Source organism: Rhodoplanes roseus (assembly GCF_003258865.1).
GTDB lineage: Bacteria > Pseudomonadota > Alphaproteobacteria > Rhizobiales > Xanthobacteraceae > Rhodoplanes > Rhodoplanes roseus.
The window spans coordinates 26,241-39,951 of sequence record NZ_NPEX01000007.1 but is presented as its reverse complement, the minus strand read 5'-3'; the positions used below and the strand labels follow the sequence as shown (position 1 = coordinate 39,951).

Here is a 13,711-nt window from a genome sequence, read left to right as displayed (position 1 = left end):
CGGAGAGTCCTCACCACTGCGGGAAGGGGCGAAGCGGCAGGCTCAGGCCCAGCCAGAACAACGCTCCGATGAAGGTCACGAGAACGGCCGCCAACAAGCCGACCTCGACCGGCCGGAAGTCGTGGTCGGCGAGCCGGGCGAACACCACGACCAGCACGCCCGAGATCACGAAGCCCGCCTTCTCGACCAGCAGGCCGAACAGGAAGGTGCCGGCCAGCACGAACAGCAGCGGCCGGAGCGCCATCCCTTCGATGGGATTGCCGGGAACGAAGAGCGAGCGCCCGATCAGGATCGCGCCGAGCAGGACCAGGCCAGAGCTCACCAGCAGCGGATAGTAGCCGGGCCCGATCCGCGACGGCGTTCCCAGCGGATAGTTCCAGCCATACGCGATGGCGAAGAGGCCGAGCGACACGAAGATCAGACCGGTGACGAAATCAGTGGACAGGCGAATGCGCACGAGGGCCCCCTTCGCAGTCGAACAGCAAGTCACGCTCGCGCGGGATCAAGCGCGACGCGGACGCCATTGGAGCTGTGCGGCCGGACGGTGCCGCCCGGCCGCATCGGATCGGCGGCTCAGTCCGGCACGGCGCCGGACTCCTTCACGACCACGGCCCAGCGTGCCGTTTCCTTGTCGATATAGGCCTTGAACGCCTCGGGCGATTCACTGGCCACGGCGGTGACGCCGCCCTCCAGCATGCGCTGCTTGACCGACGGATCGGCCACCGCCTTGGCGATCGCCTGGAACAGCTTGTCGACGATCGGGCGCGGCGTGCCGGTCGGCACCAGGAAGCCCTGCCACGAGGTCGCGACGATGTCCGGATAGCCGAGCTCGACCACGGTCGGCACGTCGGGCAGGGCCGGGCTCCGCTCCTTGCTGGTGATCGCCAGCACCTTGACCCGGCCGGACTTGATGTGCGGCATCGCCGACGGCAGCGTGACCGACATCAGCTCCACATGCCCGCCCAGGATGTCGGCCACGGCGGGGCCGGCCCCGCCCTTGTAGGGGACGTGATTCATGTCGAGCCCGGCGGCCTTGCGGAACAGCTCCATCTCGAGCCGGTCGACGCTGCCGCTGCCCGGAGAGGCGAAGTTCACCTTGCCGGGGCGCGCCTTCACGTACTCGATCAGCTCCTTGACGGTGTTGGGCGGGAACTTCGGATTGGCGATGTACACGCTCGGCGTTTCCGAGGCGACCGACACCGGGATGAAAGCCTTGTCGGGCTTCACGGACATGTCCGGGAACAGGGTCGGATTGATCGACACGGTTCCGACGTTGCCGAAGAAGATCGTGTAGCCGTCCGGCGCGGCGCGCCCCGCCACGTCCATGCCGACATTGCCGGCCGCGCCGGCGCGGTTCTCGATGATCACCTGCTGGCCGAGCGCCTGCGACATCGTCGGCTGCAGCAGCCGCATCGCGAAGTCGGAGGCGCCGCCGGGCGCGAACGGTACGATCGAGCGCACCGGCTGGCTCGGGTACTTGGACGGGTCCTCGGCCGCGAAGGCGCCGGTCACCGGGCAGAACGCGACCGCGCAGGCGGTCCCGAGCAGCCCCAGGGCTTGTCGACGATTCATCCTGGTTGTTCCTCCAAATGCGTCTCTTGCGGAGCTTGGTAGGGCGTGGACGGGGCGTCGTCCCGTCGGACGGAGGTCAGGCCGCTGCGAGCGCGGCGGGGTCGAGCGGGAGCGCGACCGACTTCTTCAGCTTGGCCGAAAGATCGAGCGCCTTGGTCAGCATCAGGTTCCGGTGCGCCTCGGCCGCCGTGGCCGCGACGGTCGGAATGCCGAGCGCCATGCGGTTGAGCCACGACATGGTCTCTTCCGCCATCGGCCCGCGCAGCTCGCCCATCGCCATGTCGCCGGGCGGGTAGCTGCCCATGAAGTCGACGAGCCGGCTGGCATCCGGATTGTAGCCCTCGGCCTGCGGCTTGGAGACGGCCAGCACGATGTCGCGATGGGTGTCGTCGATCGTGAGAACGCCGGTGGTGCCGGCGATGCCGACCTCCAGGCTGTAGACGGCGGCCGGCCAGGTCACCGGCATGGCCCAGGAGATGCTCAGGTGATAGACGGTGCCGTCCGAGAACATGATCATTCCGGCGGTCGCGTCGATGCCCTGGTAGAGCGGGCCCAGGACCTTGTCGACCGAGCGGGCATAGACCTCGGTGGGGGTCTTGCCGTCGAGGCACCACATGCAGATGTCGAGCGCGTGGGTGCCGGAGATCACCAGCGGCGAGATCGTCGCCGGATCGTCGGTGCGCTTGTAGTTGTCGATCGCGACCAGCCGGTTCATGAACGCCCGGGAGGTGACGAGCTCGACCTCTCCCAGAGCCCCCGTCCGGCACTTCTCCCGCGCGGCGAGCCAGCGGCGGCGGAAGCGCTGGGTGTAGCCGACCACAGCGTCGAGTCCGGCCTTCTCGATCTCGGCCAGAAGCTTGGCCGAGCCGGCGAGGTCGGTGGCGAGCGGCTTCTCGATCAGCATCGGCAGGCCGCGCTCGATCGCCGCCATCACCGGATCGATGTGGAGATGCTCGTCGGTGGCGACGATGACGCAGTTCACCTCCGGACGCGCCAGCAGCTCCCGGTGACTGTTGGTGACGAAGTCGGCGCCGATCGCCTCGGCGACCGACGCGGCGCGGTTCGGGTTGAGCTCGGCGATGCCGATCCATTCGACCGACGGATGACGGGTCGCCACCTCGCCGCGGAACAGGCCCACGCGACCGGCTCCGACGATCGCGAGCCCGAGCTTCTTCGGCGTCCGACCCTTCATATCAACCCCCGATTTTCTTGAGACGTTGATCGAGGTCATCACGCCGCCTATGCGGCGTCAACGGGCCGGCTAGACCCGCTTTGCAGAGCTTCCATGTCGTGATGCAGCACTCGACGTCGACGCGCGCCGACGGCGTCGCGCGAGGCGAAGTGCCGGCGAAGCGTGGATCGCGCTTGCTGCAGTGCGGGATCGCGGATCGTCGCGGCCGATCTCAGCCGGCCATCGTCGCCCGGATCACCAGCGTGACGCCGGAGGCGATCAGGACGACGTAGAGGATCCGCAGGAACTGATCACGCGTCAGCCGCAGCGTGATGTGGTGGCCGACCCAGGTGCCGAGCAGCATGCCGGGCACCAGCAGCAGCGCCAGCACCAGGAGCTTCCCGTCCGTGTACAGGCCCGCCAGGGCGAAGATGGTGGCGCGGGTCAGCGTGCTCAGTCCGATCAGCGCGCTCTGCGTGGCCCGGATCGCGTCCTTGTCGTCGAGACGGCGGCCGAGATAGATCGCGTAGATGAAGCCGCCGCTGCCGAACATGGCGCTGACGATCCCGCCGATGCCGCCGAAGGGCAGCACCCAGATGCGGGGCAGCCGTTTCGTCGCGGGCCGGGCGGAGAGGGCGTAGATCGCGTAGGCGACCACGAACACGCCGAGCGCCAGCATCATCGGCCGCGGCGGCACGATCAGCAGCAAGGCGGCGCCGACCAGGCTGCCGGCCACCATCAGCGGCACCAGCGTGAACAGCTCGTCCCGCGCGACCTTGTCGCCGATGCGGATGCCGTTGACGATCGCGGCCGCACAGTCGAGCAGGGCCAGCATGGGGACGATGGCGGCCACCGGCATGGAGTGGGCCAGCACCGGGGCGGCGATCAGCGCGGTTCCGAAGCCTGCGATCCCGAAGATCACATAGGCGGCTGCCACGGTCGGCAGTGCGACCGCGATCTGATCCAGCGAGGGAAGCGCATCGAGACCCATCGCCTGTCGTCCGGTCTGGCTCTGCGGGATATCCGAGCTTTCGCACGGGCTGGCCGGTCGCGCAAACCGGCGGGGCCGGCCGCTCAGCCCCGCGCGTTTCTGGCCTAAACGTACATGTCACTGATTCTAAAGACGAAAGCAGTATGACTGCGGTGCCTCCGGCAAAACCCCGGATCTCTGTCCACCGCTGTTCCGGACTGCCCGAGCGGCTATTGACGCGGCCCGGAGCGGTCCCTATCGTCCGCGCGCCGTCGCCCCCTGGGTGAGCGCCGAGCATCGTTTCCCCGAGTCGGACCGTTCCATGCCGCTGAACGATCTCGTTGCGCCGCAAGCGGTCATTCCGGCGCTCAAGGTCAACAACAAGAAGCAGGCCCTGCAGGAGCTCGCCGAGCGTGCTGCCGAACTCACCGGCCGCACCGAGCGCGAGATCCTCGAGGTGCTGATGCAGCGCGAGCGGCTGGGCTCGACCGCGATCGGCAACGGCATCGCCATCCCGCACGGCAAGCTGCCGAGGCTGGAGAAGCTGTTCGGGCTGTTCGCTCGGCTCGACCGGCCGATCGACTTCGAGGCGCTCGACGGGCAGCCGGTCGATCTCGTCTTTCTGCTGCTCGCGCCGGAGAGCGCCGGGGCCGATCACCTCAAGGCGCTGGCCCGGGTCGCCCGCATGCTGCGCGAGCCGGAGATCACGCGCATGTTGCGTGATTCGCAGGACCGCGAGGCGCTCTACGCCGTGTTGGCGATGCCGCCGCCCGTCGCCTGACCGACGACCTCCGCCGGTCGCGTTCCAGAGCACGTCTTTCGGCGACACTGGCGCCACACCGACACACTGCCCTCACAACGACACTGCCCCCATAACGACAATGCCCGGCGCGAGGCCGGGCACGGTCCAAGGATTTGTCGTGACGTCCTTGCGGCCGAGGCCGGACGCCGGCGTCAGTGGACGCTCACGGCCTCGAGCTCGTGGCTCCAGGCATTGGCGACCGCGGCCTCGCGACTGTCCGTGATCATGATCGGCGTGCCGTCCGCGGCGTGCAGCGCGAACAGACGTACTCCCGGCGCCACCTGAGGCGCCTGCGGGAACAGCCCGGGCAGGTCCTCGGAGCGGATCGCCTTGACGTAGGCGATGCGACCGTCACCGAGATGCGCCAGCGCCTCTTCCGAGATGGCGGGGGTGCGGAGAGTGGTGTCGTTGTTCATGGCCCTCGACTCCTTATTGTCCTGTGTCTGCCGAGTCCTGTGCGTGACCGTCAGTCCTGTTGCCTGATGGCGATCGATCTCACCACGCGCGCCGGCTCGGGGCGCGCCAGATCGATCGACAGCAGGCCGTTGCTGAGGTCGGCCCCCAATACCTCCATCCCGTCGGCCAGCAGGAATGTCCGCTGGAACTGGCGTGCGGCGATGCCGCGATGCAGATACTGGCGTGTCTTGTCCTCCTGCTGCCGGCCCCGGATCAGGAGCTGGCTTTCCTCGACCGTGACGTCGAGCTGCTCTCGGGTGAAGCCGGCCACGGCCAGCGTGATCCGAAGCCGCTCGGGTTGTCCGTCGCCGCCGGCGATCCGCTCGATATTGTAGGGCGGATATCCGTCGGCGCCCTTGGTGACCCGGTCGAGGGCCCGCTCGATCTCGTCGAAACCGAGCAGGAAGGGGCTGGAGAGCGAAGACACACGCGACATGATCTCAAAGTCCTGTTCAGCGACTTTGCGTTGGAGGCCCTTTCGGCGCCCCCGTCCGGCTCCGGCAGCGCTAGGGCCTGCCGGCGTCGGACACCACAGAATATGGTCAGAACTTTTAAGGGTTCAAGAACGGGCCTGCTGCAACCGCGAAGGACCGGCCCGGGACCGGGCGCCTGGCACCGAGCGAGGTGGAAAAGCGCCGCGTCGCCCGCATTCCAGCCGTTCCCGCTCTCCCCTGCCGCCCAGGCGGCCGAAGGAGTAGACCGGACCCCACAATTCAAGGGAGAGCGGCATGCGGATCGCGGTGATGGGTTCGGGTGGGCTCGGCGGCTTTTTCGGCGCGCGGCTGGCCAAGGGCGGGGCGGATGTCGTGTTCGTGGCGCGGGGCGCGCATCTCGCCGCCCTCCGGTCGACCGGCCTGTCCATCGAGAGCCCGGAAGAGTCCTTCACGCTCCCCGCCGTCCGGGCGACCGACGACCCGGCGACGATCGGGCCGGTCGACCTCGTCCTGTTCACCGTCAAGTTGTGGGACACCGAGGCGGCCGCCCGGGCGATCGCCCCGATCGTCGGGCCCGGCACCGCCGTTGTGTCGCTCCAGAACGGTGTCCAGAAGGACGACATGCTCCGCCCGATCCTCGGCGGAGCGGCCTTGATGGGCGGGATCGCCCAGGTCTCGACGACCATCGCGCGGCCCGGGGTGATCGCCCAGACCGGGACCATGCAGCGTCTCGTCGTCGGCGAGTTCGACGGCTCCCTGTCCGAGCGGGCCGAGCGCGTGTTGGCCGCCTGCCTGGCCGGCGGCATCAAGGCCGAGGTCTCGACCGACATCACGCGGGAAATCTGGGAGAAATTCGTCTTCCTGGTCGGCCTGTCGGCGCTCACCTGCGCGACCCGCGCCACCATCGGGCCGGTGCGCGAGAACCCGCACACCCGCGCCATGCTGCGCGGTGTGATGGACGAGGTGGTGGCGGTCGGCCGGGCGCACGGCGTGGCGGTGCCGCATGATTTCGCGGCGGGCCGGCTCGCCTTCATCGACACGCTGCCGGGCGGTCTGGTCGCCTCCATGTTCAACGACCTCGCCGCCGGCCGCCGGCTGGAACTGCCCTGGCTGTCGGGGGGTGTCGTCGACCTGGGCGCAGCGGTCGGGGTCCCGACGCCTCTCAATCGGGCGATCCGCGACGTTCTGGTCCTCCATGCGGAGGGTCGCCCGGCCTGAAGCCTGCCCACGGCACGCCACTTCTGCGTGTGGTAGTTTGTTGCCGTCCGATTTCTGCTTCAATCCTGTGGTCCGGGTCGGTCATCGGCTCGTTCTTTTCGGGGAGGTGGACATCTTGCGTGCTCGCTTTGCGACCTTTGCCGCGCTGCTCGCCCTCGGGGCGATGGCCGGGACGCCGGCTCCGGCCCAGACCGGGCGGTTCGCCCCGGTCGAGACCCTCAAGATCGACGACCAGCCGGGCTACGTGCCCGGGACTGACGAGGAGCAGCTGCCGCCCGGGCTGCAGCGCCAGATGGTGTTCTTCCGCACCACCGAGGCGCCCGGCACCATCATCGTCCACACCTCCGAGCGCTTCCTCTACGTGGTGCAGGGGAACAATCGGGCGATCCGCTACGGCATCGGGGTCGGCCGCGACGGCTTCCAGTGGCAGGGCCTCAAGACCATCGTCCGCAAGGCCGAGTGGCCGGACTGGACGCCGCCCCCCGAGATGATCGAGCGCCAGCCCTATCTGCCGCGCTTCATGGCCGGCGGCCCCGGCAATCCGATGGGTGCGCGGGCGCTCTATATCGGCGGGACCGTCTATCGCATCCACGGCACCAACCAGCCGCAGACCATCGGGCACGCCGTGTCGTCCGGCTGCTTCCGGCTGGTCAATTCGGACATCGAGGACCTTTACGCGCGCATCCCGGTCGGGACGCGCGTCGTCGTGCGCCAGGCGCCGGAGCTCTGAGGATCATGACCGTGCTGACCAAGACCGCCGCCGCGGCGGCCACCCTCGCGCTCGCGCTCTCGACCGCCGCCGGCGCCGACGCCCAGACCCTCAAGACCGTGAAGGATCGCGGGACGCTCGTGTGCGGCGTCAGCGAGGGACTGCCGGGCTTCTCGGCCAAGGACGACAAGGGCGCCTGGAAGGGCTTCGACGTCGACTTCTGCCGGGCGCTCGCCGCGGCGATCTTCGACGATGCGGGCAAGGTGAGCTTCGTGCCGCTGGACGCGGACAAGCGCTTCGCGGCTCTGCAGGCGGGCGAGGTCGACGTGCTGTCGCGCAACTCGACCTGGACGCTGGCCCGCGAGGCGGCGCTCAAGATCGTGTTCCCGGCCGTGACCTATTACGACGGCCAGGGCTTCATGATGCGCAAGAGCCCGACCGTGCAGTCGCCGCTCGACTTCAAGAACGTCAAGGTCTGCGTGCGAGAGGGCACCACCAACCTTCGCAATGCCGCCGACTACTTCCGGGCCAACGACATCCAGGCGACGCTGGTGCCGATCGGCAGCGCGCGCGATGCCGTGCAGGCCTATGCCGAGGGACGCTGCGAGGTCCTGACCAGCGACGTGTCGCAGCTCCACGCCGAGCGGGCCGGCCTTCAGAAGCCCGGCGATCACGTGATCCTGCCCGACGTCATCTCCAAGGAGCCGCTCGGTCCGGCGGTACGTCAGGGCGACGATCAGTGGGCGCTGCTGGTCAAGTGGGTGCACTTCGCCATGCTGAGCGCCGAGGAGCTCGGGGTGACCGCTGAGACGCTCGATCGGGCGCAGAAATCCGAGAAGCCGGACATTCGTCGGCTGGTCGGGACCGACGGCGACCTCGGGGCGCAGCTCGGCGTCGGCAAGGACTGGGTGGTGCGGATCGTGCGGAATGTCGGCACCTATGGCGACGTGTTCGAGCGCAATGTCGGCGTCGCGACCCCGCTCGGCATTCCGCGTGGCCTCAACCATCTGTGGACCACCGGCGGCATCCAGTACGCGCCGCCGCTGCAGTAGGCGGACCCGCCGCGGGCCGGCACGCGCCGGCTCGCCCTGCTATCGCCGCGATCGGGGGCCAGGGAGGGGGCGGGGATGGGCCCCGGCTCCTTCGGGGGCCGCGGCTGCACGCGGGATGACGGGTCGATGGTTCCAAACGACACGGCGCTGTCGCGCCGAGCACTCTTGCGCGGACTGGGAGCGGGCGGCACGGCCCTCGCGCTCGGCGGCTGCGCCGGCCTGGGCACGGAGGCCCCGGCCTTCGACGCCTCGGCGCTGTCGACCCAGCGGAGCCTGATGGTGGCGACCAACCGGCGTGCCGTCCAGGGCGCCCAGGCCGAGCCGTGGTTCGGCACCGAGCGGGGGCAGACCACCATCGCCCGCGCGCGCCTGCTTCCGCCGGACAGCGGCCGCTTCTCGCTCGCGTCGGTCGGCTTGTCCGACTGGAAGCTCGCCGGCATCGACCGGGTCGCGCAGGTCGACGATCTGTTCCGCGGCATGCCGACCGGCCGGGATCTCCTCCTCTACGTCCACGGCTACAACACGACCTTCGAGACCGCCGCGCTGGACGCCGTTCGGCTGTCCGACGGCGTCCGGTTCCGTGGCGAGACCATGCTGTTCTCCTGGCCGTCGCGGGCCAAGCTCCTCGACTACGGCTACGACCGGGAAAGTGCGATGTGGTCGCGCGACTCGCTCGACCGCGTGCTCGACCAGCTCATCGTCAGTCCGACGGTCGGCCGCATCAACATCGTCGCCCACAGCATCGGCACGATGCTGACGCTCGAGGCCCTGCGGCAGGTCTATGCGCGACGCGGCGACGATCTCGTCAGCCGGATCGGCGCCATCGTGTTCGCCTCGCCGGACATCGACATGGACGTGTTCATCTCCTCGGTCGGCCGCATCGGTGGGCTCGGATCGAAGATCACCGTCGTGACTGCGACCAACGACCGCGCGCTCGCGGTGTCGCGGCTGATCGCCGGCGGCGTCACCAGGGTCGGCGCCGCCGAGAAGGCACAGCTCGAAGCTCTCGGCATCCGGGTGATCGACGCGTCCGACAGCGGCTTCGGCGTCATCAATCACGACCTCTTCCTCTCCAACGAGGGGATCCGCGGCGTCATCCGGCGGGCGATCGAGACCGGCACCTATGCGGGCGCGCCGATCCACTCAGGTCCGACCGGCGGCTACGCCGACCCGCCCCGTCCGGCCGCCGCGGCGTCATTGCAGCCGTTCTGATCACGACGAAACTCGAAGCAATTCTAAACAACGATCTGATCACGTCGGTGCTCCACCCGCGGAGCACCGTCCACCGGTACGACGCTGACGAGACCGGCCGAATTCTACCCGAGACTCGTCTGTCGACCGTCCTCGTGCCGCTCCGAGAGGTGCACTCTCGCACCATTGTGCGCCGACGTGCATCGCGGCTCGTCCGGCCGGTCGGAACGGCGTCCGCCATATCGGATTGACCCCTCGGCGAGACCATCCGCCACATCCCCGAGACACGAGCGGACGAGGAGAACGATCTTGTTCCTGCACCAACGCAAGCTGCAATACAACGCCCGTCCGGATGCGCCCGATCCCATCTTCGCCAAGATGCTGCAGGAGCCCTTGGGCGGCCAGTGGGGCGAGATCAGCGTCATGATGACGTATCTGTTCCAGGGCTGGAACTGCCGCGGCCCGGCGAAATACCGCGATATGATCATCGACATCGCGACCGAGGAGATCGGCCATGTCGAGATGCTCGCGACGATGATCGCGCGTCTGCTGGAGACCTCGCCGGTCGAGGCGCAGGAGGACATGGCGAAGAACTCGCTGGTCGGTGCCGTGATGGGCGGCGCCCGGATCGAGGACGCCATCGTGGCCGGCATGAACCCGCAGCACGTCATCGTCTCGGGCTCGGGCTCGCGGCCGACCGACTCGATCGGCAATCCCTGGACCTCCGCCTACACGATCGCCAGCGGCAACCTGCTCGCCGACTTCCGCTTCAACGTCACGGCGGAGAGCCAGGGGCGCCTGCAGGTCTGTCGGCTCTACAACATGACCGAGGACAAGGGCGTGCGCGACATGCTCTCGTTCCTGATCGCCCGTGACACGATGCACCAGAACCAGTGGCTCGCCGCCATCGCGGATCTCGAGGCGGAAGGGTTCGACGAGACGCCAGTCCCGGCGAAGTTCCCCCAGGAGCTCGAGAAGGGCGACGTCGCCTACCAGTTCATCAACGCGTCGGACTCGGGCGAGAGCAGCAAGGGCCGCTGGGCCAAGGGCGCGTCGGTGGACGGCAAGGGCCAGTTCTCTGTCACCAAGATCAAGCCGTTGACCGACGACGAAGGCATGCTCGGTCAGGTCGATCCGCGCACCTATGGGACGCCTGCCGCGCCGGTGCCGGCTGCCGCGGCGGAATGACGGCCGGAGGCCGACAGACCGACTGGGGCGATCCCGGTTCTCGACACCCCCGCGGTTTCCGCGGGGGTTGCCCGACGCGCAACCGGGGGGCGCGTTGTCGAGCTTGTGGCGGCTCGTTATGGTTCCGGTTCCGGCCGTGATCCGCGATCCCGCGGCGGGCCGTCCGCACGGGACTGCGCATGCCACGACCGACACGGGCCGCGAACCCTCGCACGCTGCTCGCGCTGCTGCTCGCCGCTACGGCGGCGTTCTGGTTGTTCGCCACTGGTGCGCAGGCGCGCGACGTGGAGCCGCGGACCGCGCTTGTGGTCGGCAACTCCACCTATGGATTCGCGCCGCTCTCCAATCCGGTGAACGATGCGACCGACGTCGCCGCGGCGCTGCGGGGCGGCGGTTTCGAGGTCACGCTGGTCACTAATGCGGACCAGGCCGCCCTCAAGGCGGCGGTCCAGCGCTTCGGCGAGGCGCTCAAGGCCCGTGGCGGCGTGGGGCTGTTCTTCTTCGCCGGACACGGCGTGCAGGTCGGCGGAGAGAACTACATGGTTCCGGTCAGCCGGCGCGCGCCGTCGGCGGAGGAGCTGCGGTCGGCCTCGGTCTCGGCCTCCGACGTGGTCGACGTGATGGCGGCGGCCGGCAATGCTCTCAACATCGTGGTGCTGGATGCCTGCCGCGACAACCCGGTGCCCGGCACCGGAACCAAGGGCCTCTCCCGCGTCGACAGCGGGGCGCGGCTGTTCGTCTCCTTCTCCACCTCGCCGGGCATGGTGGCGCTCGACGGCCAGGGCCGGAACAGCCCTTACAGCAAGTATCTCGTCCAGGCCCTGCAGGCGTCGGGCCTGAGCCTGGAAGACACCTTCAAGCGGACCCTCAAGGGCGTCTATCAGGAGACCGGCGGGCAGCAGATCCCGTGGCTGTCGTCCTCGTTCTTCGGTGACTTCGTCTTCCGGGAGACGGTGCTCGCAGCCGATGCGCCGGCCCTCCGGCCGGCGCCGCCCTCTGCGCCGCCACTGCCTTCCGCATCGCCACTGCCGTCCGATCCCCGCGTCGGTCCGCGCGAACCACGGCCGGTCCAGGCCGTGGCCGCCCCGCGGCTCGCCGGCGTCTACCGGGCCGAGGGGCGCAATCCCGACGGCACCCGCTATCAGGGCATGGTGGCGATGCAGCCGGCCGGCGACCGCATGCGGTTCACCTGGTGGATCGGCAAGGACATCTATCGCGGGACCGGCGAGTTCGCCGGCCGCATGCTGGTGGTCAACTGGGGCGACAAGCACCCGGTCATCTATCCGTTCGGCAGCGGGCCCGTGCTGAACGGGGAATGGGCCGACGGGACCGCCACCGAGCGGCTCTCGCCCTACAGCCTCGCGGCACCCGGCCGGGTCGCGCCGCCGCAGGGGCGCTATCGCGTCGCCGGCCGCAACGCCGACGGCAGCCGCTATGCCGGCACGCTCACCATGCGGCGGGAGGGCGAGCGCTTCGCCCTGAGCTGGCGGGTGGGGTCGAGCAGCTACCAGGGCACAGGAACGCTCGACGGCAACGTGCTGACGGTCGATTGGGGCGCCGGAACCCCGGTCGTCTACGCCCTCGGGGCCGATGGCACCCTGAAAGGCCTGTGGGATGCCGGCCGCGGCGAGGAGACCCTGACGCCGGAGTGAGCGGGTCCGGGCGGCAGCATCCCGGCCTTGCGGGACGGGACGCCCGCTCGTCCGGCGATTGTGCTATCGACCGCCGGAAGGCGTGTGTGGAGACCCCCGTGTTCGCGAACCCCGACGTCAATCGGCTGGCCGTCCATTCCGGCCTGCGCCAGCTCGCCTGGGGGCTCGCCGGCGTGTTCTTCTTCGCCGTTCTGCTGCGCGCCGGCCTCTCGCCAGCGGCGGCGTTCCTGGCCGTCGCCGCGACGCTGGCGCTTCGCCTCGCCACCCGGCCGATCGCCTTCGCGCTGATCCGCTCGGTCGGAGTGCGCCCCACCATGCTGGTCGGCAGCGTCCTCTATGCGGCGCAGTTTCCGGTGCTGGCCATGGTCGACGCCGGCCACCTGTGGACGATCGGCGCCTATGTGCTCGCGGTGGCGCTCGCCGACGTGACCTACTGGACCTGCTATCACGCCGTGTTCGCGGCGGCCGGCGATGTCGGCGAGCGCGGCGCCCAGGTCGGTGTGCGGACCGTGGTGATGGTCGCGGCCGACGCGGTGGCGCCGGTCGCCGGCGGTCTGCTGCTCACCTGGCACCCGGCCATCGCCTTCGCGGCGGCCTCGGTTCTCGCCCTCGTCGCCATCGTGCCGTTCTGGTCGGTGCCGGTTCCGGCCGTGGACCTCGCCGGCGACCACGGCTACGCGCCGTTCCGCGAGGGCGTCCGCCTGTTCGCGACCGACGCCTTCGTGATGTGCGGCTTCGTCCTGACCTGGGGCCTGATCATGTTCGAGGCGCTCGATCGCCGCTTCGACGCGTTCGGCTGGCTGTTGGGCGCGGCGGCGCTCGCCGGGGCTTTCGGCGGGCTCGTGCTCGGCCGGCTGATCGACGCCGGGCACGCCGCGCGGGCGGTCCGGCTGAACCTCGTCGCCATGTCGGCCGTCGTGCTGCTGCGCGTCACCCTGTCGGGGACCCCGACCGGCGTCGTCGTCGCGGCGCTCCTGTCGACGGCGCTGATGGGCCTCTATGTCCCGACGCTGATGACCGCCGTCTACAATGCGGCGAAGACCTCGCCCTGCGCCGTGCGCTTTCACTATCTGGCGGAAGCCGGGTGGGACGCCGGGGGCATCCTGGTCTGTGTGCTCACGGCCGGAGCGCTGGCCCTCGGGATCTCGGCCCGGCTGATCATGCTGGCGGCGCTGCCGGTGCTGGCACTGCAGGCCTGGTGGCTGCACCAGCGTTACGATGCTCAGCAGCGCGACGCAGCCGAGGCTGCCGTCGCCCCGCCGGATGCCGCACTGGCCGGACAGACGGACTGAGTTG

Annotated in this window: 14 protein-coding genes; 8 read left to right on the top strand and 6 right to left on the bottom strand. The window is 69.5% G+C overall.

The genetic code is table 11. From position 1 onward, the window contains the following. Positions 1 to 10: 10 nt before the first annotated feature. The 4 genes from CH341_RS02130 to CH341_RS02115 form a co-directional block, all read right to left on the bottom strand. The gene (locus CH341_RS02130) at positions 11 to 457 is read right to left on the bottom strand and encodes a tripartite tricarboxylate transporter TctB family protein (protein WP_170149428.1); all 447 of its coding nucleotides are present in this window, start codon (positions 455 to 457) and stop codon (positions 11 to 13) included. Between the two features lie 116 nt (positions 458 to 573). Beyond that, positions 574 to 1,572 (bottom strand): Bug family tripartite tricarboxylate transporter substrate binding protein, encoded by a 999-nt coding sequence (locus CH341_RS02125; protein WP_111417381.1) that lies wholly within the window; start codon positions 1,570 to 1,572, stop codon positions 574 to 576. A 76-nt stretch (positions 1,573 to 1,648) separates the two neighbouring features. Next, positions 1,649 to 2,764 (bottom strand): Gfo/Idh/MocA family protein, encoded by a 1,116-nt coding sequence (locus CH341_RS02120; RefSeq protein ID WP_111417380.1) that lies wholly within the window; start codon positions 2,762 to 2,764, stop codon positions 1,649 to 1,651. A gap of 211 nt (positions 2,765 to 2,975) precedes the next feature. Continuing rightward, positions 2,976 to 3,734, bottom strand: a complete 759-nt coding sequence (locus CH341_RS02115) for a sulfite exporter TauE/SafE family protein (RefSeq protein ID WP_111417379.1) — start codon at positions 3,732 to 3,734, stop codon at positions 2,976 to 2,978. A 301-nt stretch (positions 3,735 to 4,035) separates the two neighbouring features. Here CH341_RS02115 and ptsN point away from each other — a divergent pair, with 301 nt between their 5' ends. Continuing rightward, positions 4,036 to 4,494, top strand: coding sequence for a PTS IIA-like nitrogen regulatory protein PtsN (gene ptsN / locus CH341_RS02110; RefSeq protein WP_111417378.1), 459 nt, complete (start codon positions 4,036 to 4,038; stop codon positions 4,492 to 4,494). Between the two features lie 173 nt (positions 4,495 to 4,667). On the opposite strand, the gene CH341_RS02105 is transcribed toward ptsN, so the two are convergent. Both CH341_RS02105 and CH341_RS02100 read right to left on the bottom strand, forming a co-directional pair. After that, positions 4,668 to 4,931, bottom strand: coding sequence for a BQ00720 family protein (locus CH341_RS02105; RefSeq protein ID WP_111417377.1), 264 nt, complete (start codon positions 4,929 to 4,931; stop codon positions 4,668 to 4,670). A gap of 50 nt (positions 4,932 to 4,981) precedes the next feature. Beyond that, positions 4,982 to 5,407 (bottom strand): Hsp20 family protein, encoded by a 426-nt coding sequence (locus tag CH341_RS02100; protein ID WP_111417376.1) that lies wholly within the window; start codon positions 5,405 to 5,407, stop codon positions 4,982 to 4,984. A gap of 292 nt (positions 5,408 to 5,699) precedes the next feature. On the opposite strand from CH341_RS02100, the gene CH341_RS02095 reads away from it, so the two are divergent. The 7 genes from CH341_RS02095 to CH341_RS02065 all read left to right on the top strand — a co-directional run bounded on the left by CH341_RS02095 (position 5,700) and on the right by CH341_RS02065 (position 13,707). Further along, a complete protein-coding gene (locus tag CH341_RS02095; protein WP_111417375.1) occupies positions 5,700 to 6,623 on the top strand; it encodes a ketopantoate reductase family protein in 924 nt (307 codons plus the stop codon). Positions 6,624 to 6,786: 163 nt separating this feature from the next. Beyond that, a complete protein-coding gene (locus tag CH341_RS02090; RefSeq protein WP_111417397.1) occupies positions 6,787 to 7,353 on the top strand; it encodes a L,D-transpeptidase in 567 nt (188 codons plus the stop codon). A 5-nt stretch (positions 7,354 to 7,358) separates the two neighbouring features. Beyond that, positions 7,359 to 8,384 (top strand): amino acid ABC transporter substrate-binding protein, encoded by a 1,026-nt coding sequence (locus CH341_RS02085; protein ID WP_111417374.1) that lies wholly within the window; start codon positions 7,359 to 7,361, stop codon positions 8,382 to 8,384. Between the two features lie 126 nt (positions 8,385 to 8,510). After that, positions 8,511 to 9,596, top strand: a complete 1,086-nt coding sequence (locus CH341_RS02080) for an alpha/beta hydrolase (RefSeq protein WP_111417373.1) — start codon at positions 8,511 to 8,513, stop codon at positions 9,594 to 9,596. 288 nt (positions 9,597 to 9,884) lie between these two features. Next, on the top strand, positions 9,885 to 10,763 hold the full coding sequence (locus tag CH341_RS02075) for a manganese catalase (RefSeq protein WP_111417372.1): 879 nt from the start codon (positions 9,885 to 9,887) through the stop codon (positions 10,761 to 10,763). Between the two features lie 179 nt (positions 10,764 to 10,942). Beyond that, a complete protein-coding gene (locus CH341_RS02070) occupies positions 10,943 to 12,415 on the top strand; it encodes a caspase family protein (protein WP_111417371.1) in 1,473 nt (490 codons plus the stop codon). A gap of 98 nt (positions 12,416 to 12,513) precedes the next feature. Beyond that, entirely contained in the window at positions 12,514 to 13,707 is a 1,194-nt protein-coding gene (locus CH341_RS02065) for an MFS transporter (RefSeq protein ID WP_111417370.1), read from the top strand. Positions 13,708 to 13,711: the final 4 nt, after the last annotated feature.

Coding starts and splice junctions, on each gene's coding strand:
- CH341_RS02100 (WP_111417376.1), bottom strand. CDS start 5,407: ATGTCGCGTGTGTCTTCGCTCTCCAGCCCCTTCCTGCTCGGTTTCGAC.
- CH341_RS02120 (WP_111417380.1), bottom strand. CDS start 2,764: ATGAAGGGTCGGACGCCGAAGAAGCTCGGGCTCGCGATCGTCGGAGCC.
- ptsN (WP_111417378.1), top strand. CDS start 4,036: ATGCCGCTGAACGATCTCGTTGCGCCGCAAGCGGTCATTCCGGCGCTC.
- CH341_RS02080 (WP_111417373.1), top strand. CDS start 8,511: ATGGTTCCAAACGACACGGCGCTGTCGCGCCGAGCACTCTTGCGCGGA.
- CH341_RS02125 (WP_111417381.1), bottom strand. CDS start 1,572: ATGAATCGTCGACAAGCCCTGGGGCTGCTCGGGACCGCCTGCGCGGTC.
- CH341_RS02090 (WP_111417397.1), top strand. CDS start 6,787: ATGGCCGGGACGCCGGCTCCGGCCCAGACCGGGCGGTTCGCCCCGGTC.
- CH341_RS02085 (WP_111417374.1), top strand. CDS start 7,359: ATGACCGTGCTGACCAAGACCGCCGCCGCGGCGGCCACCCTCGCGCTC.
- CH341_RS02115 (WP_111417379.1), bottom strand. CDS start 3,734: ATGGGTCTCGATGCGCTTCCCTCGCTGGATCAGATCGCGGTCGCACTG.
- CH341_RS02105 (WP_111417377.1), bottom strand. CDS start 4,931: ATGAACAACGACACCACTCTCCGCACCCCCGCCATCTCGGAAGAGGCG.
- CH341_RS02070 (WP_111417371.1), top strand. CDS start 10,943: ATGCCACGACCGACACGGGCCGCGAACCCTCGCACGCTGCTCGCGCTG.
- CH341_RS02095 (WP_111417375.1), top strand. CDS start 5,700: ATGCGGATCGCGGTGATGGGTTCGGGTGGGCTCGGCGGCTTTTTCGGC.